Here is a 22214-nt window from a genome sequence, read left to right as displayed (position 1 = left end):
CCCCCGCGCCGTCGGGGTCGGGTGTGCGGTGGGGCGCCCCCGCAGGGCGTCGAACACAACCACGCCGCGCATGTCCGCTGCCTCCGCACGTTCGACGCCCGAGGAGGTGCCCCGCCGCGCGCCCGGCCCCGACGGCCCCTCGCGCGCGGGCCGCCCCGGGGATGCCGCTGCGCGGAGCCGTCCCCTACCCGCCCTTCCACCGTTCCCCGGGCTCCGCCCGGACCCACCCTGGGGCTCCGCCCCAGACCCCGCGCCTCAAACGCCGGCGAGGCTGGATCTCCCGGCCCGCGCCGGGAGGCCGCGGTCACTCGATGGTCTGGCGGCCCTCGGGGCGGGCGCTGCACGAGGCGCGGAAGGAGCAGTGGTCGCACTGGCGGCCCGTGACGGGCGCGAAGCGCTCCTCGAGGACCCGGCCCGCGGCGGTGGCGAGGAGGTCGCCGACCCATTCGCCGTCGAGCGGCTGCTGGGCCTGGATCTTCGGGTCGTCGGATCCCTGGCGCAGCTGCACGAGTTCGGCGCCGCCCGGCTCGGGGCGCAGCCCGTCGAAGACCTCGTCGACGGCGCCCTCGCGGACCGCGAGCTGGTAGACGGCGAGCTGGGGGTGGCGCGCGACCTCGGCCTTCGTGGGCGAGGACTTGCCGGTCTTGAAGTCCACGACGTACGCGCGCCCCTGCGGGTCCGCTTCGACGCGGTCCATGGAGCCGCGGATGCGGACGGTGTGGTCGCCCGCGTCGAGGGTGACGTCGAACTCGTGCTCCGTGGCGACGGCGGCCCGGCCCCCGCGGTCGGTGGTGTGCCAGCGCAGGAAGCGTTCGAGGGCGGCCCGGGCGTTCTCCTTCTCCTGGCGGGACTTCCAGGGCGCGTCGAAGGCGAGGGCGTCCCACACGGAGTCCAGGCGTTCCATGAGGACGGCCAGGTCGGCGGGGGTACGGCCGGAGGCGACCTCGTCGGCGAGGACGTGGACGACGTTGCCGAAGCCCTGGGCGGCGGTGGACGGGGCGTCGGCCTTGACCTCGCGGCCGAGGAACCACTGGAGGGAGCAGGTGTTCGCGAGCTGGTCCAGGGCGCTGCCGGACAGGGTGACCGGCCGGTCCCGGTCGCGCAGCGGGACGCTGCTGCGCGTGGGCTCGTACAGGCCCCACCAGCGCTGCGGGTGCGCGGCGGGTACGAGGGGCCGGTCCTCGTCGTCGGTGAGCGCGGCGAGCCGGGCGAGGCGGCGGGCGGCCGCCTCGCGGAGCTCGGGCGAGGCTTCGGGGTCGACGGTGGTGGCACGCAGCTCGGCGACGAGCGCGGGGACGGCGAGGGGGCGGCGGGGGCGGCCGGTGACGTCCTTGGGGGTGACGCCGAGTTCGGTGAGGAACCGGGAGGGCTGGTCGCCGTCCTCGGCGGGGGCCTTGACGGCGGTGACGACGAGGCGGTCGCGGGCACGGGTGGCGGCGACGTAGAAGAGGCGGCGCTCCTCGGCGAGGAGTGCGCCGGGGGTGAGGGGCTCGGCGAGGCCGTCGCGTCCGATGCGGTCGGCCTCCAGGAGGGAGCCGCGGCGGCGCAGGTCGGGCCAGAGCCCCTCCTGCACGCCCGCGACGACGACGAGACCCCATTCGAGGCCCTTGGAACGGTGGGCCGTCATCAGCCGGACGGCGTCGGGGCGGGTGGCCGTGCCGGTGAGGGTGTCGGCGGCGATGTCCTCGGCCTCGAGCTGTTCGAGGAAGTTGAGGGCGCCGCGGCCGCCGGTACGTTCCTCCGCGCGCGCGGCGGTGTCGAAGAGGGCGCAGACCGCGTCGAGGTCACGGTCGGCGTTGCGGCCGGCGGTGCCGCCGCGGCGGGCCTGGCGTTCGAGGCGCTGCGGCCAGGGGGTGCCGTCCCAGAGGGTCCAGAGGGCCTCTTCGGCGGTGCCGCCGCCCTGGAGGAGCTCGCGGGCCTTGCGGAGGAGGAGTCCGAGGCGCTGGGCGCCGCGGGCGTAGGCGGGGTCGTGGGCGGTGAGCCGCTCGGGCTCGGCGAGGGCGCGGGCGAGCAGTACGTCGGAGGGCGCGGGCACCTTGACGCCCGCGGCGCGCTCCTCGTCGCGCAGGGCGCGGCCGAGGCGGCGCAGGTCGGCGGCGTCCATCCCCCCGAGGGGGGACCCGAGCAGCTCTAGGGCGGCCTCGACGCCGATCCATCCGCCGTCGGCCGGGTCGCCTGCGGCGGGCTCGTGTTCCGGGTCCGTCCCGTCTGCGGCCCCGGGGCCGGGGCCGGGCGCGGCCGTTCCTGCGACGGGCTCGGGGTCCGGCCCGGGGGCCTGCTCGCCTGCGGCGGGCTCGGGGCGAGGGTCGCCTGCGGTGTCGCCTGCGGCGGGCTCGGGGTGCGGGTCGCCTGCGGCGGAGCCGGGCGCGGCGGGGGCGAGGGGGGTTTCCCGCCCACCCGCCCCAACGTTGCGAGCCAGCTCACCCACCTCGGGCTCCGGGGCGGCCGCAGAGCGGGCGGGCAAGGCCGCGCCTGCGGCCGGCTCGCCTGCGGCGCCCGGCGCGGCGCTCCCCGTGACCGTTCCCGCGGACAACGGGGTGGCCGTGGTGCGGAGGGCCGTGAGGAGGGGGGACACCGCCGGTTCGTGGCGGAGGGGGGTGGCCGTGGCGTCGGTTTCGGCCGGGACTCCCGCCGTGATCAGGGCGCGCCGCATCGCCGGGAGGGTGCGGCCGCCCGAGCGGACCAGGACGGCCATGTCCTGCCACGGCACGCCGTCCTCCAGGTGCGCGCGGCGCAGGATGTCGGCGATGTTGTCGAGCTCCGCGCCGGCCGTGGGGTACGTGTACACCTCGACCGAGCCTCCCTCTCGGGTGGGGGTGAGGGCACGGTGCGCGCGGACCGCGGCCGCGGGGAGGCGGGGTACCGGCATGCGGGTGGTCAGGAGGCGGGTCGCCGCGAGGAGGTTCGCGCGCGAGCGGCGGCCGACCGTGAGGGCCCGTACCGCCGCGCCCGGGAACGCGGACTCGAAGTCCAGTGTGTTGTTGATGTCGGCGCCGCGGAAGGCGTAGATCGACTGGTCGGGGTCGCCGAAGGCGGTCAGCGTCCCGCCGGGGCCGGTCAGCGCGCGCAGCAGCCGCAGCTGGGAGGCGTCCGTGTCCTGGTACTCGTCCACGAAGATCGCGTCGTAGGAGGAGGAGAGGGACGGGGTGCGCTCCGCGAGGAGGACGGCCCGGTGCAGGAGTTCCGCGTAGTCCAGCATGCCCTGTAGGTCCAGGACGTCCAGGTACTCGGAGAGGAACGCCGCGGCGGCCTTCCAGTCGGGGCGGCCGATCCGGTCGGCGAAGGAGGACAGGGCGGAGGGGCCGAGGCCCAGTTCGCGGGCGCGGGCCAGGACGGCGCGGACCTCGTCGGCGAAGCCGCGCGTGGTGAGGGCCGCGCGGAGGTCGTCCGGCCAGCGGATGGAGCGGGAGCGGCGCTGGCCCTCCAGGAGGGTGCGGACCATGACGTCCTGCTCCGCGCCGGACAGCAGCCGCAGCGGGTCCGCGAAGAGGTCGGTGTCCTGGTGGGCGCGGACCAGGCCGTAGCAGAACGAGTGGAAGGTGGTGGCCTGCGGCGCCCGCGCCCCGCCGAGGCGCAGGGCGGTCCGGTCGCGCAGTTCCACGGCGGCCTTGCGACTGAAGGTGAGGATGAGGATGCGGGCCGGGTCCGTGCCCGCCTCCACTCTGGCGGCCACCGCTTCGACCAGCGTGGTGGTCTTGCCGGTGCCCGGTCCGGCCAGGACCAGCAGTGGTCCGGTGGTGTGCTCAACCACCGAACGCTGGGCTGCGTCCAGCACAGGGGGATCCACCCGTTCCGGCCCGGTGCGCACGAGGCGGTACGCGTCGGGGGTCCGCGTACGCCGCCGTTCGGTGCGGCGGTCGGCGTCGGAGGGAGGGGTGATCACGTGAGGTGCCGGTCCTGGTCGTCCTGGGTGAGCTGGGCTGGGGGCTGGGTCGGGGGCTGGGCCTGCGAGTGGGCTTGCGGGCGGGCTTGCGGGCGGGTCTGCGGGTGGCTCCGCGGCGGTTCGCGGAGAAGCCGAAGAGGCAACGCTACGGCAACCGGCCGACGCCGCGCAGTCCCCCCGGGTACCCCGTACGGGCGTTCGCGCGTTCCCTCGACCGCCCGCTCAGGCCCCACATGGCCGAAGCTGTCAGGTGTGAGCCTCGTCGCGCGTGCCGTCCCGGCCGGAGTCCCCGGGCTCGCCGTCCCAGCGTGCCCGGCGCATGTCCAGCCGCGCCTCGCCGCCGGCCGTCAGGCGCAGCGGGGTGGCCTCCGCCCGGTAGTGCTCCAGGGCGCGCAGTTCGTGTCCCGGCAGGGGGACGCCGTCCGCCCGCACCACTCGCCACCAGGGCACGGCTCCCCCGTACAGGGCCATGACGCGCCCGACCTGACGCGGTCCGCCCTCGCCGAGCCACTCGGCGACGTCCCCGTACGTCATCACCCGGCCGGGCGGAATCCGCTCGGCCACCTCCAGCACGTGCTCCGCGTACGCGGGCAGTTCCTCGCTCATCCGGCCCATGGTGCAGCACGCCGGAGGGCTCTCGGTGGAAGCCCGGGTTCCATACCGGCGCGCACCCTGATGCCCCGCTCCCCGGTCGGTCCGTGCCACCATCTTCCGGGCGGTGACTGGTGATACGTGATCAAGAAGAGACGGATGTGACGACGAAGGAGCAGGGTGTGAGCCCTCCGAACGGCGCGGCGACGGACGGCGACGCGCGCCCGGGCGACGGCGACGGCGAGAGCCACAGCACCCACGACCGGGCTCATCACGACGGCACCCCCCGCCGCCCGGATTCCCCGGGGGACGGCCCCGCGCACCACTCCGGGGAAGCCCCGAAGGGGGCTCCCGAGGACGGCGGCCCCGAGGACGGTCCGCACGGGCACGCGCCCACGGCCGCCGATCGGGTCGAGGTCGACGAACCGCTGCTCGCCGCCCGCGTGCACCGGCCGTCCGATCTCGTACGCCTCCTCGTCGGCATCCTCGGCATCGCCGTCGTGCTCGGCATCGCCGCCTTCGCCCACGGCACCACCGCCGGCCTGGAAGCCGACATCAGCCAGGGCACCGGAGCCGCTCCCGACCTGCTGATCAAGGTCGCCGCGCTGGTCTCCAGCATCGCCGTGCTGCTGCTCCCCGTCGCGTTCGCCATCGAGCGGCTGATCAAACGCGACGGACTGCGCATCGCCGACGGCGTGCTCGCCGCCGTCCTCGCGCACGGGGTCACCCTCGCCACCGACCTGTGGGTCTCCCAGGCCGCCCCCGAGACCATCCAGGACGCCCTGACCCGTTCCACGGGGACCACCGGGGACCTCACCGACCCGGTGCACGGCTACCTCGCGCCCGTGATCGCGTACATGACCGCCGTCGGGATGACCCGCAGACCGCGCTGGCGCGTGGCCCTGTGGGTGGTACTGCTGCTCGACGCCTTCACGATGCTGGTCAGCGGTTACACCACCCCCTTCTCGATCATCCTCACCGTGCTCATCGGCTGGAGCGTGGCGTACGGGACCCTGTACGCCGTCGGCTCCCCGAACGTCCGCCCCACCGGGCAGAACCTCCTCGCGGGCCTGCGCCGGGTCGGCTTCCAGCCGGTCAGCGCGATGCGCGCCGAGCAGCTGACCGAGGGCGGTCCGGAGGCCTCCGAGATCGGCGACCGGGGGCGGCGCTACCACGTCACCCTGGAGGACGGCCCGCCGCTCGACGTCACCGTGGTCGACCGCGAACAGCAGGCCCAGGGGTTCTTCTACCGGGTCTGGCGCCGGCTCACCCTGCGGGGCATCACCACCCGGCGCAGCCTCCAGTCGCTGCGCCAGGCACTGGAGCAGGAGGCCCTCCTCGCCTACGCGGCCATCGCGGCCGGGGCCAACGCGCCGAAGCTGATCGCCACCTCCGAGCTCGGCCCGGACGCCGTCATGCTCGTGTACGAGCACCTGGACGGCCGGACGCTGGACTCCCTCTCCGACGAGGAGATCACGGACGACCTGACCCGCAACACGTGGAAGCAGGTGCGGGCCCTGCAGTCGCGGCGGATCGCGCACCGGCGGCTCACCGGGGACGCGTTGGTGGTGGATCGTTCCGGCAACGTCGTCCTCACCGATCTGCGCGGCGGCGAGATCGCGGCCGGTGACCTGGTGCTGCGGATGGACGTGGCGCAGCTGCTGACCACCCTCGGCCTGCGGGTCGGCGCGGAGCGCTCGGTGGCCTCGGCGGTGTCCGTCCTCGGCCCCGACACGGTGGCGGACTGCCTGCCGCTGCTGCAGCCGATCGCGCTGAGCAGGTCCACCCGGGCGACGCTGCGCAGGCTGGCCCGGGAGCGGGCGGACCGGCAGCGGGAGGCCGTACTGGAGTCCTCGCGGGCGGCGAAGGCGGCGCGCGAGGCGGGTTCGGACACGAGCCCGGTCGCCGACCGCAAGGCCCAGAAGCGGGCTCTGGACGACGCGCTGGACGGGGCCCGCGAGGAGGACCTGCTGAGCCAGATCCGCCGGCAGGTGCTGCTGATCCGTCCGCAGGCCCCGGTGGAGCCGGCCCGGCTGGAGCGGATCCGGCCGCGCACGCTGGTGTCGTTCATCGCGGGCGCGTTCGGCGCGTACTTCCTGCTGACGCAGCTCGCCCACGTGGACTTCGCGACCATCGTCGGCAAGGCGCAGTGGGGCTGGGTCGGGGCGGCGCTCGCCTTCTCGGCGCTCAGCTACTTCGCGGCGGCGATGAGCCTGCTGGGCTTCGTGCCGGAACGGGTGCCGTTCCTTCGGACGGTGGTCGCGCAGGTGGCCGGTTCCTTCGTGAAGCTGGTGGCGCCGGCGGCGGTGGGCGGTGTCGCCCTGAACACGCGGTTCCTGCAGCGCGCGGGGGTCCGGCCGGGCCTGGCGGTCGCGAGCGTGGGCGCCTCGCAGCTCTTCGGACTGGCCAGCCACATCCTGCTACTGCTGTCCTTCGGCTATCTGACGGGGACCGAGAAGACCCCCGAGATGACCCCGTCCAGGACGGTGATCGCCGGTCTGCTGACGGTGGCGGTGCTGGTGCTGGTGGTGACGGCGGTCCCGTTCATGCGGAAGTTCGTCGTGACGCGGGTCCGGGCGCTGTTCGCGGGCGTGGTCCCGCGCATGCTGGACGTGCTCCAGCGGCCGCAGAAGCTGATGACGGGCATCGGCGGGATGCTGCTGCTGACGGGCTGCTTCGTGATGTGCCTGGACGCGTCGATCCGCGCGTTCGGCGGCGGCGAGACCATCAGCCTCGCGAGCATCGCGGTCGTCTTCCTCGCGGGCAACGCCCTGGGCTCGGCGGCGCCGACGCCGGGTGGCATCGGCGCGGTGGAGACGACGCTGACGCTGGGGCTGATCGCGGCGGGGCTGGAGAAGGAGGTCGCGATCTCGGCGGTGCTGCTGTTCCGGTTGATGACGTTCTGGCTGCCGGTGCTGCCGGGGTGGGTGTCGTTCAACTTCCTGACCCGCAAGGAAGCGATCTGAGCCGAGGCTGAGGGTGTAGCCGCAGCCGCCCTGGGAACGATATCGGGACGCGGGCGAGGCTTTCCGCGGGCTGCGGACCGGGGGGACTGCGATGCTCCACTTTTTGAGTGGCTCCGAAGAACCGAATTGGCTCGTCAGCGCCCTGGTGGGGGCGGTGATCGGCGTGATGCTGGCGCCGGCCGGCAAAGCGGCCTTATATCCGGTACGTCGAATGAAGCGGCATCCCATGGCCGGGAAGTGGTATTCGTACCACTTCAGCTTCATGGCCGGACAGCCGATCCTGCGGTACGGCACCATCACCGTCAGGACCGGCGTGCGGACCCGCTACGCCATCCAGCGGACGACGTCGGCGGCGCCGTTCGGGGCCGATGGGAGGCCGACCCCTCCCGTGCTCAAGTACAGCGGCGGAAGCCTCACCGAAGAGGCCGATCACATCATCATGGTCTTCACCGGCATTTCCCACCGGGAAACCCTCACCTATCGTTTTCTCAGTCGAATTCCGTCGAACTCCAGTGTCATACCCGGAGTATGGGCGGCTTACGATCACGATTTGAATCCCGCCGCCGGCACCGCTATCGTCAGCCGCGATCCGCTGACCGACGAAGAAGCACGCCGATTGCTCGGCGCCTGGGTGGTCGGCGACGAATTCGCACTGCACCTCAGAAGATCTCCGCAATGAGGCATTTTCATGGTTACTTTCCTCGGTAATTCCAGTGATTCGATCGATGCGGACGTCATCGTCGTCGGTCTCGGCGCGATGGGGAGCCAGACCCTGTGGCGGCTCGCCGAGCGGGGCGTGGACGCGATCGGCATCGAGCAGTTCACCCCGGGGCACGACCGCGGGGCCAGCCACGGGGAATCCCGGATCATCCGCAGCGCCTACGCCGAGGGCGCGTCGTACGTGCCGCTGGTGAAGGAGGCCTGGCAGCTCTGGCGGGAGCTGGAGGAGGTCTCCGGGGCGCACTTGCTGGAGCAGACGGGCGCGCTGATGGTGGGGCCGGCCGATTCCCCGGTGATCGCCGGGCCGCTGGCCTCCGCACGGGCCTGGGACCTGAAGTACCAGCTGCTGGAGACGGCCGAGCTGCGCGAGGCGTTCCCGCAGTACGTGCCGGCCGACGGCCTGATGGGCTTCTACGAGGAGGACGCCGGCTACCTGCGCCCCGAGGCGTCGGTCACCGCGGCCGTGGAGGCGGCCCGGGTGCGCGGGGCCGAGGTGCTGCGGGAGAGCGGGGTCACCGCGATCCTGCCGGACCCGGTCCGCCCCCGGGTCCGGCTCGGCGACCGGGAGCTGACCGCCCGCCACGTGGTCGTGGCGGCCGGCGGTTGGCTGCCCGGGCTGCTGCCCGCCACTGCGCGGCTGATGCACGTCGAGCGCCGGGTGATGGGCTGGTTCCGGGTGGCGGACCCGGCTGCCTTCGAGGCCCGCCGGTTCCCCGTGTTCGTCCACAGCGACGCCTCGGGGGACCACAACCTGTACGGCTTCCCCACCCTCGACGGCGAGACCGTCAAGGTGGGCCTGCACACCTGGCCTGGGATCGACGAGGTCATCGACCCGGCCGACGGCCACCGCCCGCCGGACCAGGCCGACGCGCAGCGCTTCGCGGAGGCCGTCGACCGCACCTTCGTCGGCGTGGACCCGCAGCCGGTGCGCATGGAGTCCTGCATGTACTCGCTGACCCCGGACCGTCACTTCCTGGTCGGCCCGCGCGCGGACCTGCCCGGTCTCACCCTGCTTGCCGGGTTCTCCGGGCACGGCTTCAAGTTCGCCACCGTGATCGGCGAGATCGCCGCGCAGTTCGCCGTCACCGGGAAGAGCGCCCTGCCTGTGGAGAAGTTCGACCCGCACCGCTTCGACCGCCGCTGACGCACACCGACGCCAGGAGGCCGCCATTTTCTCGGACGCCGAATACGGGGAGCACGTGGCGGCCTCGTACCAGGACGGCCAGGGCCTGCCCGACCGGACCCTGACCCTGTGGCTCGACGTGTTCGCGCGGCACGCGGGGGTGCCCGCGCCCCGCACGGTGCTGGACCTGGGCTGCGGGACCGGGCGGTTCGCTCCGCTCCTCGCCGACCGGTTCGACGCCCGCGTCTTCGGTGTCGAGCCCTCGGCCTCGATGCTGGACGTGGCCCGCGCCACCCGCGCCCATCCGCGGGTGGCCTATCTGGAGGGGCGGGCGGAGTTCATCCCGCTGCCCGCGGACGGAACGGACCTGGTGGTGCTCTTCCAGGTGGTCCACCACCTGGAGGATCCGGTGAAGGCCGCGTGCGAGATCGCGCGGGTGCTGCGGCCGGGCGGCCGGATCGTCGTGCACGGATTCTTCTCCGGCCTGGACTACACCCGGCGGCACTCGCGCTACTTCCCGAGCGCCCACGCCATCGAGGAGGCCCGGCTGCCGACGGTCGGCGACACCGTCGCCGCGTTGCGGACGGCAGGTCTGGAGCTGCTCGCCGTGGAACGACATGTCATGGACCTGGCGGTGAGCCGGCGCGCGTACGCCCGCCGGATGGCCCATCGGGCCCTGTCGATCTTCCAGTACCTGCCGGAGGAAGAGATACGCGCCGGCCTCGACCTGATCCGGGCCGAGGCCGCCCGCGAGACCGTCCCGCGGCCGGTGCGCACCCCGGCGGAGCTGCTGGTGCTGCGCAAACCCCGGCCGGCCGGGCGGGCCACCGCCGTCAGAACAGCAGCGGGAGGCTGACCAGCAGCGCCGCCGAGCCGGCGACCTCGACCGCGCCGACCACCGGGACCTTCAGTCCGCGGCCCGGCAGCACGGCGGCGCGGACCAGGTACGCCGTGAAGGGCAGGGCCAGCCAGGGCGACAGCAGGACCGCGACGACCAGGGCCGCCGCGTGGCAGGCCACCGAACCGGTGCGGTACGCCCGCGAGTTCCGCTCCCGGATCATCGTCTTCACGTACGGGACGGTCCCCGCGAAGTAGAGCAGGCAGGCCAGCGCGGCCGGCCAGGCCCCCGCCGGGCCGAGGCCGCCCAGGCGGGCCGCCACCAACAGCATCCCGCACGCCGGGACCACCGCCGCCAGGCCGTTGACCAGGGCCCGCTCCCGGCCGCGCCGTGCGTAGTGGGTGTTGACCAGGACGAAGGGCGAGGCGAGCAGCGCCGCCGGCACCAGCCACGGGTGCAGCACCGCCAACGGCACGCCCACCGCCGCGAACGCCGCCCCGGACACGAGCGCCGGAAGGACGTGCCGGCCCGCCGAGCGCAGGCCGCGCGCGTGCAGCCGCAGCCACTGTTGGCCGTGGAAGACCGCGACGTACCCGAGCAGCCAGGCCCCGAACAGCAGCGCGTGCGTCCACCCCGGCCGGGGGGCGAGCAGCGTGCCCGCGAGGAACGGCACCGCCAGCATCGCCCAGGCCCCGTGCTGGTCCGGGATCCATGTGCGCCTCGTTGTCTTCGCCACCGTTTATTGGAATTTCCTCGCGTTATTTGCCTCCGCTGTCGCGGAGTTGGACCTTTCCAGGCTGGCATCCGCTCGGCCCGTGAAATACCGGGAAGAGGTCATGCCCGCACGGGACCTTTGTCACCGGATTCGACTGTTCCGCGGGCGTAGCGTCGATGGAGCACCATTGTTCTCGGCCTGGAGGGTCGCCTTGCAGAAGCGTCAGGGACATCGGGACGCCGCGGATCCACTCGTCAGGGCGGGGAGCTTCTTCACCCGCGCCGAGGTCTCCGAAGACCTGCGTACCGTCCATCACACGGGCGGACGTGCGGCCGAGGCCTTCTACCGGGACCGGTGGAGCCACGACAAGGTCGTGTACTCGACCCACGGCGTGAACTGCACCGGCTCGTGCCGGTGGAAGGTGTACGTCAAGGACGGGATCATCACCTGGGAGACCCAGGCCACCGACTACCCCTCCGTGGGCCCGGACCGGCCCGAGTACGAGCCCCGCGGCTGCCCCCGCGGCGCTTCGTTCTCCTGGTACTCCTACTCGCCCACCCGGGTGCGCTACCCGTACGTCCGGGGCGTCCTGCTGGAGATGTACCGGGAGGCGAAGGCGCGGCTGGGCGATCCCGTGTTGGCGTGGGCCGACGTCCAGGGCGACCCCGAGCGCCGTCGCGCCTACCAGCGGGCCCGCGGCAAGGGCGGGCTGGTACGGGCGAGCTGGGAGGAGGCGACCGAGATCGTCGCCGCCGCGCACGTGCACACCATCAAGGAACACGGCCCGGACCGCGTCGCCGGTTTCTCCCCGATCCCCGCGATGTCGATGGCCTCGCACGCGGCCGGTGCCCGCTTCCACTCCCTCATCGGCGCCCCGATGTTGAGCTTCTACGACTGGTACGCCGACCTGCCCGTGGCCTCGCCGCAGGTGTTCGGCGACCAGACGGACGTTCCGGAGTCGGGCGACTGGTGGGACGCGGCGTACCTGATGATGTGGGGCTCCAACGTGCCGGTGACCCGCACCCCGGACGCGCACTGGATGGCGGAGGCGCGCTATCGCGGCCAGAAGGTCGTCACCGTCTCCCCGGACTTCGCGGACAACACGAAGTTCGCCGACGAATGGATGCATCCGCACCCCGGCACGGACGGTGCGCTGGCCCTGGCGATGGGGCACGTCATCCTGAAGGAATTCTTCGTCGAGAAGGAGACGCCCTTCTTCGCCGATTACGTGGGGAAGTACACCGACCTTCCTTTCCTCGTGTCGCTGAAGGAGACGGAACAGGGTCTGGTGCCGGGCAAGTTCGTCACCGCCGCCGACCTCGGGCGGGAAACGGAGAACGCGGAGTGGAAGACCGTCCTCGTCGACGACGTGACCGGTGAGCCGGTCGTCCCGAACGGCACGCTCGGGCACCGCTGGGGCGGGAACGAGACCCCCGAGTGGAATCTCGACCTCGGCGATACCGTGCCCCGGCTGACGCTCCTCGGGGAGAACGGCGCCGCGGAGATCACGCTGCCGCGCTTCGAGGACGACGAGCGCGGCGGTACGGTCCGCCGCGGGGTCCCCGTGCGCCGTCTCGGAGGGCGGCTCGTCACCACCGTCTTCGACCTGATGCTCGCCCAGTACGGCGTCGAGCGCGCGGGCCTGCCCGGTGAGTGGCCCGCCGGCTACGAGGACGCCTCGCAGCCCGGCACCCCCGGCTGGCAGGAGTCGCTGACCTCGGTCCCGGCCGCGCAGGCGGCGCGCGTGGCACGGGAGTTCGCGCGGACCGCCGAGCGGTCGCAGGGCCGCTGCATGATCCTGATGGGCGCGGGCACGAACCACTGGTTCCACTCCGAGACCATCTACCGCGCCTTCCTCGCCCTGCTCACCCTCACCGGCTGCCAGGGCCGCAACGGTGGCGGCTGGGGCCACTACGTCGGCCAGGAGAAGTGCCGCCCGGTCACCGGCTGGGCCACCCTCGCCGCCGCCTCCGACTGGTCGCGCCCGCCGCGCCAGATGATCGGCGCGGCCTGGTTCTACCTGCACACCGACCAGTGGCGTTACGACACCCTGCCCGCCGAGGCCCTGGCCTCGCCTCTGGCCACGGGCGCCTTCGAGGGCATGACGGGCTCCGACTGCCTGGCGGCGAGCGCCCGGATGGGCTGGATGCCGTCGTACCCGACCTTCGACCGCAACCCGTTGGAGCTGGGCGAGGGCGAGGACCCGGTCGGCGAAACGGTTCGGCGGTTGAAGGACGGCACGCTCGGCTTCGCCGGCGAGGATCCGGACGCGCCGCGCAACTGGCCGCGCGTGCTCAACGTATGGCGGGCGAACCTCCTCGGCTCCAGCTCCAAGGGCAACGAGTACTTCCTCAAGCACCTCCTCGGCACCCACTCCAACCTCCCCGAGGACGGGCCGCGCTGCACGCCGAAGGACGTCGCCTACCGGGAGGAGGACGTGGAGGGGAAGCTCGACCTGCTGATGAGCATGGACTTCCGGATGACGTCCACGACGCTGCTGTCGGACGTGGTCCTGCCGGCCGCGACCTGGTACGAGAAGCACGACCTGTCCTCCACGGACATGCACCCCTTCCTGCACGCCTTCACCCCGGCCGTGGACCCGCCCTGGCAGGCCCGCTCCGACTACGACGCCTTCCTCGGCCTCGCCGAACGCTTCGGCGAGCTCGCCGGGACCCACCTCGGCGTCCGCAGGGACCTGGTGGCGACCGCCCTCCAGCACGACACCCCGGGCGGCGAGATGGCCCAGCCGGGCGGCGTCGCGCTCGACTGGTCGAAGGGCGAGTGCGAGCCCGTACCCGGCCGGACGATGTACGACCTCGCGGTGGTGACCCGGGACTACGGGGCGGTCGGCGAGAAGTTCGCCGCGCTCGGCCCGCTCGTGGACGGGCTCGGCGTGACCACGAAGGCCGTCACCTTCGACGTGGCGGAGGAGGTCGCGTACCTCGGCGAGAAGAACGGCCTGGTCAGGGGTGGGACAGCCGACGGCCGCCCCCGTCTGGACACGGCACGGCGGGCCTGCGAGGCGATCCTGGCCCTCTCCGGCACCTCCAACGGCCGCCTCGCCACCCAGGGCTTCGAGACCCTGGAGAAGAAGGTCGGCACGCACATGGCCCACCTGGCCGCCGAGGCCGAGGGCAAGCGGATCACCTTCGCCGACACCCAGGCCCGCCCGGTCCCGGTGATCACCTCACCGGAGTGGTCGGGCTCGGAGTCCGGCGGGCGCCGCTACACCGCCTTCACCGTCAACACCGAGCACCTCAAGCCCTGGCACACCCTCACCGGCCGCCAGCACTTCTTCATCGACCACGACTGGCTGCACGAGGTCGGGGAATCGCTGCCCGTCTACAAACCGCCGCTCAACATGCACACCCTGTACGGGGAGCCCGAGCTGGGCCGCGTCGACCGGAAGACGAAGTCGGTGGCCGTGCGCTACCTGACCCCGCACAACAAGTGGGCGATCCACAGCCAGTACCAGGACAACCTCTACATGATGACCCTCGGCCGGGGCGGTCAGACGGTGTGGATGTCCCCGCAGGACGCGGAGGCGATCGGGGTCGCCGACAACGACTGGATCGAGGCGGTCAACCGCAACGGCGTGATCACCGCCCGCGCGATCGTCTCCCACAAGATGCCGCCGGGCACGGTCTACATGAACCACGCCCAGGAACGCACGGTCGGCGTCCCGAAGACGGAGAAGACGGGCCGCCGCGGCGGCATCCACAACTCGCTGACCCGGGTGATGCTCAAGCCCACCCACCTCATCGGCGGCTACGCCCAGCTGACCTGGGCCTTCAACTACCTGGGCCCGACCGGCAACCAGCGCGACGAGGTGACGGTCATCCGCCGCCGCGACCAGAACGTGGAGTACTGATCCCATGCCCCGGAGCGAAGCGACCGTCGGACGCGTCTTGGCTCAAGTGGCCATGGTGATGAACCTCGACAAGTGCATCGGCTGCCACACCTGCTCGGTCACCTGCAAGCAGGCGTGGACCAACCGGCAGGGCACCGAGTACGTCTGGTTCAACAACGTCGAGACCCTCCCGGGCCAGGGCTACCCCCGCCGCTGGGAGGACCAGGAGAAGTGGCGGGGCGGCTGGGAGCGCACCCGCTCCGGCAGGCTGCGCCTGAAGGCGGGCGGCCGGCTCAGGAAGCTCGGCACCCTCTTCGCCAACCCCGACCTCCCCGAGATCGACGACTACTACCAGCCCTGGACGTACGAGTACAAGAACCTGACCGAGGCCCCGGCGGGCGACGACCTGCCCACCGCCCGGCCCGTCTCGCAGGTCACCGGCGAGCCCATGGACACGATCGAGTGGGGTCCGAACTGGGACGACAACCTCGGCGGCGCCCCCACGCACGCACCGAAGGACCCGATCGTGGAGAAGATCCGCGACGAGGTCGGCGAGAAGATCCGCTTCGAGTTCGAGCAGAGCTTCATGTTCTACCTCCCCCGGATCTGCGAGCACTGTCTGAACCCCGCCTGCGTCTCCTCCTGCCCCTCGGGCGCCATGTACAAGCGGGAGGAGGACGGCATCGTCCTCGTCGACCAGGACCGGTGCCGCGGCTGGCGCATGTGCGTGACCGGATGCCCGTACAAGAAGGTGTACTTCAACCACCACACCGGCAAGGCCGAGAAGTGCACCTTCTGCTTCCCTCGCATCGAGGTCGGCATGCCGACGGTCTGCTCGGAGACCTGCGTCGGCCGGATGCGCTACCTCGGCGTGATGCTCTACGACGCCGACAAGGTCGCCGAGGCCGCCGCCGTGGAGGACGAACATGACCTCTATCCCGCCCAGCTGGACAGCTTCCTCGACCCGCACGACCCGGCCGTGATCGCCGCCGCGGAGCGCTCCGGCATCACCCGGGAGTGGATCGAGGCCGCCCGGAACTCCCCCGTGTACGACCTGATCGCCGGCTACCAGGTCGCCCTTCCCCTGCACCCGGAGTACCGGACCATGCCGATGGTCTGGTACGTGCCCCCGCTCTCCCCCGTCGTCGAGGCGGTCGCCGCCACCGGCAGCGACGGCGAGGACGCGGGCAACCTCTTCGGGGCCATCGACGCCCTGCGCATCCCCGTCGAGTACCTCGCGGCGATCCTCACGGCTGGCGACACGTACGCCGTGGAGGCGGTGCTGCGCCGGATGGCGGCGATGCGCGCGTACATGCGGAGGATCAACCTCGGCGAGGAGAAGGACGAGTCGATCGCCGAGGCGGTCGGGCTCACCGGCACCGAGATGGAGGACATGTTCCGCCTCCTCGCCATCGCCAAGCAGGAGGACCGCTTCGTGATCCCGACGTCGGCCCGCGCCGACGCGGACGCCCTCGCCGAATCCCACCCTCTGGAAGACCGCTGCCCCGTGGGCGCGGCGGGCGAGCCGCGCGTGATGCTCAACCTCAGCCCGACAAGGAGGAGTTCGTGACCACCGGCTCCCGTTCCCCCGATGCCCTGGTACGCCTGGTCGCGTGCTGCGCCCTGCAGTACCCCGGCGACCACTTCCACGACGAACTCCCGCGGCTCCGCGCGGCCCTCGCCGGGGCGCCCGCCGAACCGGCCGCGCTGCTCGGCTCCTTCCTGGACCACGCCGAGTCGCTCACCCCGATCGAGCTGTGCGCCGCGTACACCGGCACCTTCGACACCCGCAACCGGCGCTGCCTTTACCTGACCTGGTGGGTGGACGGGGACACCCGCCGCCGGGGCCTGTCCCTGGTCCGGCTGAAGCGGATCTACCGGGACTTCGGACTGGAGTTCGCCGGTGAGGAGCTGCCCGACTTCCTGCCCGTGGCGCTGGAGTTCGCGGCGCTGCGCGAGGAGGCGGGCACCGAGCTGCTCCAGGAGCACCGGGCCGGTCTGGAGCTCCTGCGGCTCGCACTCGCCGAGTCCGCGTCCCCGTACGCGGGGGTGCTGGAAGCGGTCTGCTCGACGCTGCCCGGCCCGTCCCCCGAGACGAAGGCCGAGGCGAAGGCGCTCGCGAGGAGCGGGCCGCCGCAGGAGCTGGTCGGCGCGGGATCGCCGCTGGAACCCTTCGGCCCCGGCATCGACATCGGCTTCGACAGCGGCATCGACACCGACAGGCCGGCCGACCTCCCCTGGCCCGCCTTCACGGAAAGGCGGTCGGCCTGATGGACCTCCTCCTGTGGGGCGTGCTCCCGTACCTCTCGGTCGCGCTGCTGATCGCGGGCACGGTCTGGCGGGCCCGGTACGACAAGTTCGGCTGGACCACGCGTTCCACGCAGCTGCACGAGTCGCGGCTGCTGCGCATCGGTTCGCCGCTCTTCCACTTCGGCATGCTCTTCGTGGTCCTCGGCCATGTGGTGGGGCTGCTGATCCCGATGAGCTGGACCGACGCGGTCGGCCTGAGCGACCACGCCTACCACCTGCTGGCCGTCTCCACGGGTGCGGTGGCGGGCCTTGCGGCCGCGGCCGGGATCGGCATCCTGGTCTACCGGCGCTTCAAGGTCCCCGCGGTCCGCCGGGCGACGCTGAAGAGCGACCACCTGATGTACGCCTTCCTGCTCGGCGCGATGGTCCTGGGCCTGACGGCGACGATCCTGAACTCCACCGGGCAGACGGACGGCTACAACTACCGCGAGGGCGTCTCGGTCTGGTTCCGCAGCCTGTTCGCCCTCTCCCCGGACCACCACCTGATGGCGGCGGCCCCGCTCGCCTTCAGGCTGCACGTCCTGTTCGGGTTCACCCTGTTCGCGCTGATCCCGTACTCGCGGCTGGTGCACATGTTCTCGGCGCCGCTGAAGTACCTGTTCCGGCCGTACGTGGTCTACCGACGGCGGGATCCGAAGCAGCTGGCCAACCGGGCGCCCGAGCGGGGCTGGGAGCGGGTTTCGTGAGGCCCACCACCGTCGTGCGGCGGCCCCGGCACTCCGTCTCCGAGCGCCCGTTCATCGTCATCTGGGAGGCCACCCGGGCCTGCCCGCTCGCCTGCCTGCACTGCCGGGCCGAGGCTCAGACCGCCCGCCATCCCGGGGAAGCGGACGGGGCCGGCGCCCGGCGCGTCATGGACCGGATCGCCGATTTCGGCAGGCCGAGCCCACTCTTCGTGATCACCGGCGGGGACCCCTTCCAACGGGCCGACCTCACCGAGCTGATCGCGTACGGCACCTCGCTGGGTCTGCGCGTCGCCGTCTCCCCCTCCGGCACGCCGACCCTCACCCGGGCCAACCTGGCCGCGGTCCGCGACGCGGGCGCGGTGGCGCTGTCGCTCTCCCTGGACGGCTCGACGGCGGAGCGGCACGACGCCTTCCGGGGAGTGCCCGGGGTGTTCGACCGGACCCTTGAGGGCTGGCGGGCGGCGCGCGAACTCGGCCTCAAGGTGCAGGTCAACACCACCGTCACGCGCGAGAGCCTGGAGGACCTGGCCGACATCGCGGCCCTCGTGAAGCGCGAGGGCGCGATGCTGTGGTCGGGCTTCGTCCTCGTCCCCACGGGGCGCGGGGAGCAACTGGCGCGGCTCACCCCGGCCGAGGTCGAGGACGTACTGCACTTCCTCTACGACTGCGGTTCGGTCATGGCCACCAAGACCACGGAGGGCCACCACTTCCGGCGGGTCGCGCTCCAGCGCACGGTGCTCGCCGCACGCGGGGAACGCCCCGAGCCGGGCCCCCTCCACGAGCGCCTGACCGCCCGCGCGGCGGAGCTGGGGCTCTTCGACGGCGAGCGGCGACCGGTACGGCGGCCGCCGATGGACGTCTCCTCGGGGCGGGGCTTCGTCTTCATCTCGCACACGGGCGAGGTGCACCCGTCCGGCTTCCTCCCGGTGTCGGCGGGCAACGTCAAGGACCGCCCGCTGACGGAGATCTACCGCGAGTCCGAGCTGTTCGTGCGGCTGCGGGACCCCTCGCTCCTGCGCGGGAAGTGCGGGGCGTGCGAGTTCAAGGCGGTGTGCGGCGGCTCGCGCTCGCGGGCGTACGGCTTCACGCGTGACGTGCTGGAGGAGGACCCGTACTGCGTCTACGAGCCGGGCGGCTTCCCGTACCAGGAGGACATCAGGGCCCTGACCGACCTGACCGACCTGACCGATCCGACCGATCCGACCGATCCGACCGATCCGACCGAAAGAACGATGCGCCGGCCTCCGGCCGTGCCATAGGTTCCCAAAGGGAACATATCGGGAGAAGACAATGCGCTCAGTGATCGTCATCGGTGGCGGGATCAGCGGCCTGGCCGCCGCGTGGCAGTTGCGCGGCCGGGCCGACGTGACCGTACTGGAGAGCCACGGCAAGGTCGGCGGCAAGCTCCGTACCGGCACCATCGCAGGGATCACCGTCGACGAGGGCGCGGAATCCCTGATGGCCCTGCGGCCGGAAGCGGTGGAACTGGCCGCCGCCGTGGGGCTCGGCGAAGCCCTGTGCGACCCGGCGAAGTCCCCCACCACGATCTGGACCAACGGCGCCCTGCGCCCCCTGCCTCACGGGCACGTCATGGGCGTCCCGACCGACCCCTCCGCCCTGGCCGCCGGCGGCCTGCTCTCGCCGGAGGGCGTCGCCCGCGTCGCCGCCGAGGACACCCTGCCCGCCGCTCCCCTCACCGAGGACTGCTCGGTGGCCGAGTACCTTGCGGGCCGCTTCGGCCGGGAGGCCGTGGACCGGCTCGTCGAACCCCTCCTCGGCGGGGTCTACGCCGGGCGCGCCGACCGGCTGTCGCTGCGCGCCGCCATGCCGAGGATCGCGGCGCTGGCGGCGCAGGGCGGTCCGCTGCTGCCGGCCCTGCGCCGCATGAGGGCGGCGGGTGCCCCGCGCTCGGCCCCGGTGGCCGTGCAGGGCGTGGCCGGCGGCACCGGCCGGTTCCCGCAGGCGGTCGCCGAGGCCTGCGGGGCGCGGATCCTGACGGGCACCACGGCGCGCGCACTCCAACAGCTGCCGGGCGACCGGTGGCGGGTAGAGGCCATGACGGACGACGGAGCGCTGACGATGGAAGCGGACGCGGTGGTCCTCGCCCTTCCCGCCTTCGCGGCGGCGGAGCTCCTGCGCCCGCACTCCCCCCTCGCGGAGGCGGAGCTCTCCGCGATCCCGCACGCCTCGACGGCGGTCATCACCATGGCGTTCTCCCGCACCCGGGCCCACTTCCTCCCGGAGGGCAACGGCTTCCTGGTACCGCCGGTGGACGGGCACGCCCTGAAGGCGGCGTCCTTCCTCTCCAACAAGTGGCCGTGGCTGCACGCTGCCGCCCCGGACACCTTCGTCGTCCGCGCCTCCATCGGCCGCATCGGCGAGGACGACCTCCTCGCCCGCCCGGACCGCCACCTGATCCGCTCCGCGATCGCCGAACTCCACCACGCGGTCGGCCCGATGGGCGAACCCCTCGCGGCCCGCGTGACCCGCTGGGACCGCGGCCTCCCCCAGTACACCGTCGGACACCACGCCCGTGTGGCCCGCATCCGCGAGGCGGCCTCGAAGCTCCCGGGCCTGGCGCTGTGCGGGGCGGCGTACGAGGGCGTGGGCGTGGCGGCGTGCGTGGCCACCGGCCGAGCGGCCGCCACCCACGCCCTGACCGCCTGACCGCCCGGCCCCTGACCCCTGACCCCGCTCCTCAACCCCGGAGGGGCTGGGGCGGGCACCGGAGGGGACACGGATGGGTCAGCGCGGGGGCGGCCGGAGGCGGGGACGCACAGGATGGGGGTATGTCGACAAACGCCCTCCGGGTCACCGCCACCACCGCCGCCCTCGCGGCCGCGCTGCTCACCACCAGCGCGTGCTCCGACGACGGCGACGGGAACGGGGGCGGGAAGGTGAACGCCGACGGGACCAAGGCCGCCAAGCCGCTGAAGTGGGAGGACTGCCCCGCCCCCACCCCCCTGGAGGGCGGCGGGCAGGCACCCCCCAAGGGGTGGCAGTGCGCCACCCTCGACGTTCCGCTCGACTACGCCAAGCCCGAGGGCGAGACGATCCCGATCGCGCTCATCCGCGCCAAGGCCCGGGACAAGGACAAGCGGCTCGGGTCGCTCGTCTTCAACTTCGGCGGCCCCGGCGGGTCCGGGATCAGCACCCTGCCCGGCGCCGCCAAGGAGTACGACGCCCTGCGCGAGCGGTACGACCTGGTCAGCTTCGACCCGCGCGGGGTGGGGCGGAGCGTGCCCGTCCGCTGCCTGGGCGACAAGCAGCTGGACGCGTACTACGCGCAGGACTCCTCCCCCGCCACCCCCGAGCAGGAGAAGGCCTTCACCGACGGCATCAAGCAGTACCAGCAGGCCTGCGAGCGGAACTCCGCCAAGGTGCTGCCCTACGTCGGCACGGAGAACGCCGCCCGCGACATGGACCGCATCCGCCAGGCCCTCGGCGACGAGAAGCTGAACTACTTCGGCATCTCCTACGGCACCGAGCTCGGCGGGGTGTACGCGCACCTCTTCCCGAAGAACGTCGGTCGGGCCGTCTTCGACGCCGTCGTGGACCCGACCAAGAACTCCGAGGAGGGGGCGCTCGGCCAGGCCAAGGGATTCCAGCTCGCCCTCGGCAACTTCGCCCAGGACTGCGTGGACCGCGGCGACGAGTGCAAGATCCAGGGCAGCACCGCCAAGGAGATCGAGGCGAACGTCATCAAGCTGCAGAAGGAGCTGGCCGCCAAGCCGATCGCCGGCATCGGGGACCGGAAGCTCACCGAGTCCATCGCGACCAACGGCATCGCGCAGGCCCTGTACTCCAAGGAGCTGTGGCCACTGCTGGAGCAGGGCCTCGACGAGGCCGAGGGCGGCCAGGGCCAGCTGCTGATGGCGCTCTCCGACGCTCTCAACGGCAGGGACGAGCACGGCCAGTACAGCAACATCGGCGCGGCGAACACCGCGATCAACTGCGCGGACGCCAAGGACCGTTACACGCTGGAGCAGACCAAGGCCAAGCTGCCGGCCTTCCGTGCCGCCTCGCCCGTCTTCGGGGACTTCCTCGGCTGGGCCATGATGAGCTGCACCGGCTGGCCGGTCGCGGGCGCCTGGGAGACCCCGGACGTCTCCGCCCCCGGCTCCGCCCCGATCCTGGTGGTCGGCAACACCGGCGACCCGGCAACCCCCTACGAGGGCGCCCGGAACATGGTGGAGCGGCTCGGCAAGGGCGTCGGGGTGGAGCTCACGTACAAGGGCGAGGGCCACGGCGCCTACAACAGCGGCGACGCGTGCGTGCAGGGAGCGGTGAACTCGTACCTGCTGGACGGCAAGACCCCGAACGCCGGCACCGTCTGCACCGCGACGAAGGAAGCCACGGGGACGCCGGTGGCGCCCGAACCTCCCGAAGGCGCCTGACGGCCGGAACACGAAGAGGGGCCGGGGGGGGCCCCCCGGGGGGGCCCCCCCCCCCCCCGGGGGGGGGGCGGCGGGGGGGGGGGGGGGGGGGCGGGGGGGGCCCCCCCCAAAGACAAAGAAAGAACAAACCACACA

Annotated in this window: 14 protein-coding genes; 11 read left to right on the top strand and 3 right to left on the bottom strand. The window is 72.8% G+C overall.

Translation table 11 applies throughout. From position 1 onward, the window contains the following. Positions 1–304: 304 nt before the first annotated feature. Together ACIQ5Y_RS23160 and ACIQ5Y_RS23155 are read right to left on the bottom strand one after the other, a co-directional pair. Positions 305–3880, bottom strand: a complete 3576-nt coding sequence (locus ACIQ5Y_RS23160) for a UvrD-helicase domain-containing protein (RefSeq protein WP_403883775.1) — start codon at positions 3878–3880, stop codon at positions 305–307. Between the two features lie 249 nt (positions 3881–4129). After that, complete coding sequence (locus ACIQ5Y_RS23155; protein ID WP_403883500.1) at positions 4130–4489, bottom strand: MGMT family protein; 360 nt, start codon at positions 4487–4489, stop codon at positions 4130–4132. Between the two features lie 119 nt (positions 4490–4608). Here ACIQ5Y_RS23155 and ACIQ5Y_RS23150 point away from each other — a divergent pair, with 119 nt between their 5' ends. The 4 genes from ACIQ5Y_RS23150 (at position 4609) to ACIQ5Y_RS23135 (ending at position 10139) form a co-directional block, all read left to right on the top strand. After that, entirely contained in the window at positions 4609–7440 is a 2832-nt protein-coding gene (locus ACIQ5Y_RS23150; RefSeq protein ID WP_403883497.1) for a lysylphosphatidylglycerol synthase domain-containing protein, read from the top strand. Between the two features lie 103 nt (positions 7441–7543). Further along, the gene (locus tag ACIQ5Y_RS23145) at positions 7544–8119 is read left to right on the top strand and encodes a hypothetical protein (protein WP_403883494.1); all 576 of its coding nucleotides are present in this window, start codon (positions 7544–7546) and stop codon (positions 8117–8119) included. Positions 8120–8128: 9 nt separating this feature from the next. Beyond that, positions 8129–9304 carry an N-methyl-L-tryptophan oxidase gene (gene solA / locus ACIQ5Y_RS23140; RefSeq protein WP_403883491.1) on the top strand — a complete coding sequence of 392 codons (1176 nt, stop codon included), beginning with the start codon at positions 8129–8131 and terminating at the stop codon, positions 9302–9304. A gap of 55 nt (positions 9305–9359) precedes the next feature. Next, a complete protein-coding gene (locus ACIQ5Y_RS23135; RefSeq protein ID WP_403883488.1) occupies positions 9360–10139 on the top strand; it encodes a class I SAM-dependent methyltransferase in 780 nt (259 codons plus the stop codon). On the opposite strand, the gene ACIQ5Y_RS23130 is transcribed toward ACIQ5Y_RS23135, so the two are convergent. Continuing rightward, positions 10117–10857, bottom strand: a complete 741-nt coding sequence (locus ACIQ5Y_RS23130; RefSeq protein WP_403883485.1) for a YwiC-like family protein — start codon at positions 10855–10857, stop codon at positions 10117–10119. The two genes, ACIQ5Y_RS23135 and ACIQ5Y_RS23130, sit on opposite strands and share 23 nt — an antisense overlap. A gap of 190 nt (positions 10858–11047) precedes the next feature. Between ACIQ5Y_RS23130 and ACIQ5Y_RS23125 the strand changes: the two genes are divergently transcribed. From ACIQ5Y_RS23125 to ACIQ5Y_RS23095, 7 genes are all read left to right on the top strand, one after another. Next, the gene (locus ACIQ5Y_RS23125) at positions 11048–14707 is read left to right on the top strand and encodes a nitrate reductase subunit alpha (protein WP_403883482.1); all 3660 of its coding nucleotides are present in this window, start codon (positions 11048–11050) and stop codon (positions 14705–14707) included. Positions 14708–14711: 4 nt separating this feature from the next. After that, positions 14712–16256: a nitrate reductase subunit beta gene (narH, locus tag ACIQ5Y_RS23120; RefSeq protein ID WP_403883479.1), complete on the top strand. Its 1545-nt coding sequence runs from the start codon at positions 14712–14714 to the stop codon at positions 16254–16256. Beyond that, entirely contained in the window at positions 16253–16957 is a 705-nt protein-coding gene (gene narJ, locus ACIQ5Y_RS23115; RefSeq protein WP_403883476.1) for a nitrate reductase molybdenum cofactor assembly chaperone, read from the top strand. Before narH ends, narJ begins: the two co-directional genes overlap by 4 nt. Continuing rightward, a complete protein-coding gene (gene narI, locus ACIQ5Y_RS23110) occupies positions 16957–17682 on the top strand; it encodes a respiratory nitrate reductase subunit gamma (RefSeq protein ID WP_403883473.1) in 726 nt (241 codons plus the stop codon). Before narJ ends, narI begins: the two co-directional genes overlap by 1 nt. Beyond that, positions 17679–18941: a TIGR04053 family radical SAM/SPASM domain-containing protein gene (locus ACIQ5Y_RS23105; RefSeq protein ID WP_403883470.1), complete on the top strand. Its 1263-nt coding sequence runs from the start codon at positions 17679–17681 to the stop codon at positions 18939–18941. Before narI ends, ACIQ5Y_RS23105 begins: the two co-directional genes overlap by 4 nt. A gap of 31 nt (positions 18942–18972) precedes the next feature. Continuing rightward, positions 18973–20349 carry a protoporphyrinogen oxidase gene (gene hemG, locus ACIQ5Y_RS23100; protein WP_403883467.1) on the top strand — a complete coding sequence of 459 codons (1377 nt, stop codon included), beginning with the start codon at positions 18973–18975 and terminating at the stop codon, positions 20347–20349. A gap of 122 nt (positions 20350–20471) precedes the next feature. After that, positions 20472–22079 carry an alpha/beta hydrolase gene (locus ACIQ5Y_RS23095; protein WP_403883464.1) on the top strand — a complete coding sequence of 536 codons (1608 nt, stop codon included), beginning with the start codon at positions 20472–20474 and terminating at the stop codon, positions 22077–22079. Positions 22080–22214: the final 135 nt, after the last annotated feature.

This window comes from Streptomyces sp. NPDC096339, from assembly GCF_044762985.1.
In the GTDB taxonomy this organism is placed as follows: Bacteria; Actinomycetota; Actinomycetes; order Streptomycetales; family Streptomycetaceae; genus Streptomyces.
Note: the sequence above shows the minus strand (reverse complement) of the source record. Positions and strands in the feature narration are given on the sequence as shown.

Excerpts from the sequence above, each read along its gene's own strand:
- ACIQ5Y_RS23155 (WP_403883500.1), bottom strand. The coding sequence starts at position 4,489 with ATGAGCGAGGAACTGCCCGCGTACGCGGAGCACGTGCTGGAGGTGGCC.
- solA (WP_403883491.1), top strand. The coding sequence starts at position 8,129 with ATGGTTACTTTCCTCGGTAATTCCAGTGATTCGATCGATGCGGACGTC.
- narH (WP_403883479.1), top strand. The coding sequence starts at position 14,712 with ATGCCCCGGAGCGAAGCGACCGTCGGACGCGTCTTGGCTCAAGTGGCC.
- narI (WP_403883473.1), top strand. The coding sequence starts at position 16,957 with ATGGACCTCCTCCTGTGGGGCGTGCTCCCGTACCTCTCGGTCGCGCTG.
- hemG (WP_403883467.1), top strand. The coding sequence starts at position 18,973 with ATGCGCTCAGTGATCGTCATCGGTGGCGGGATCAGCGGCCTGGCCGCC.
- ACIQ5Y_RS23095 (WP_403883464.1), top strand. The coding sequence starts at position 20,472 with ATGTCGACAAACGCCCTCCGGGTCACCGCCACCACCGCCGCCCTCGCG.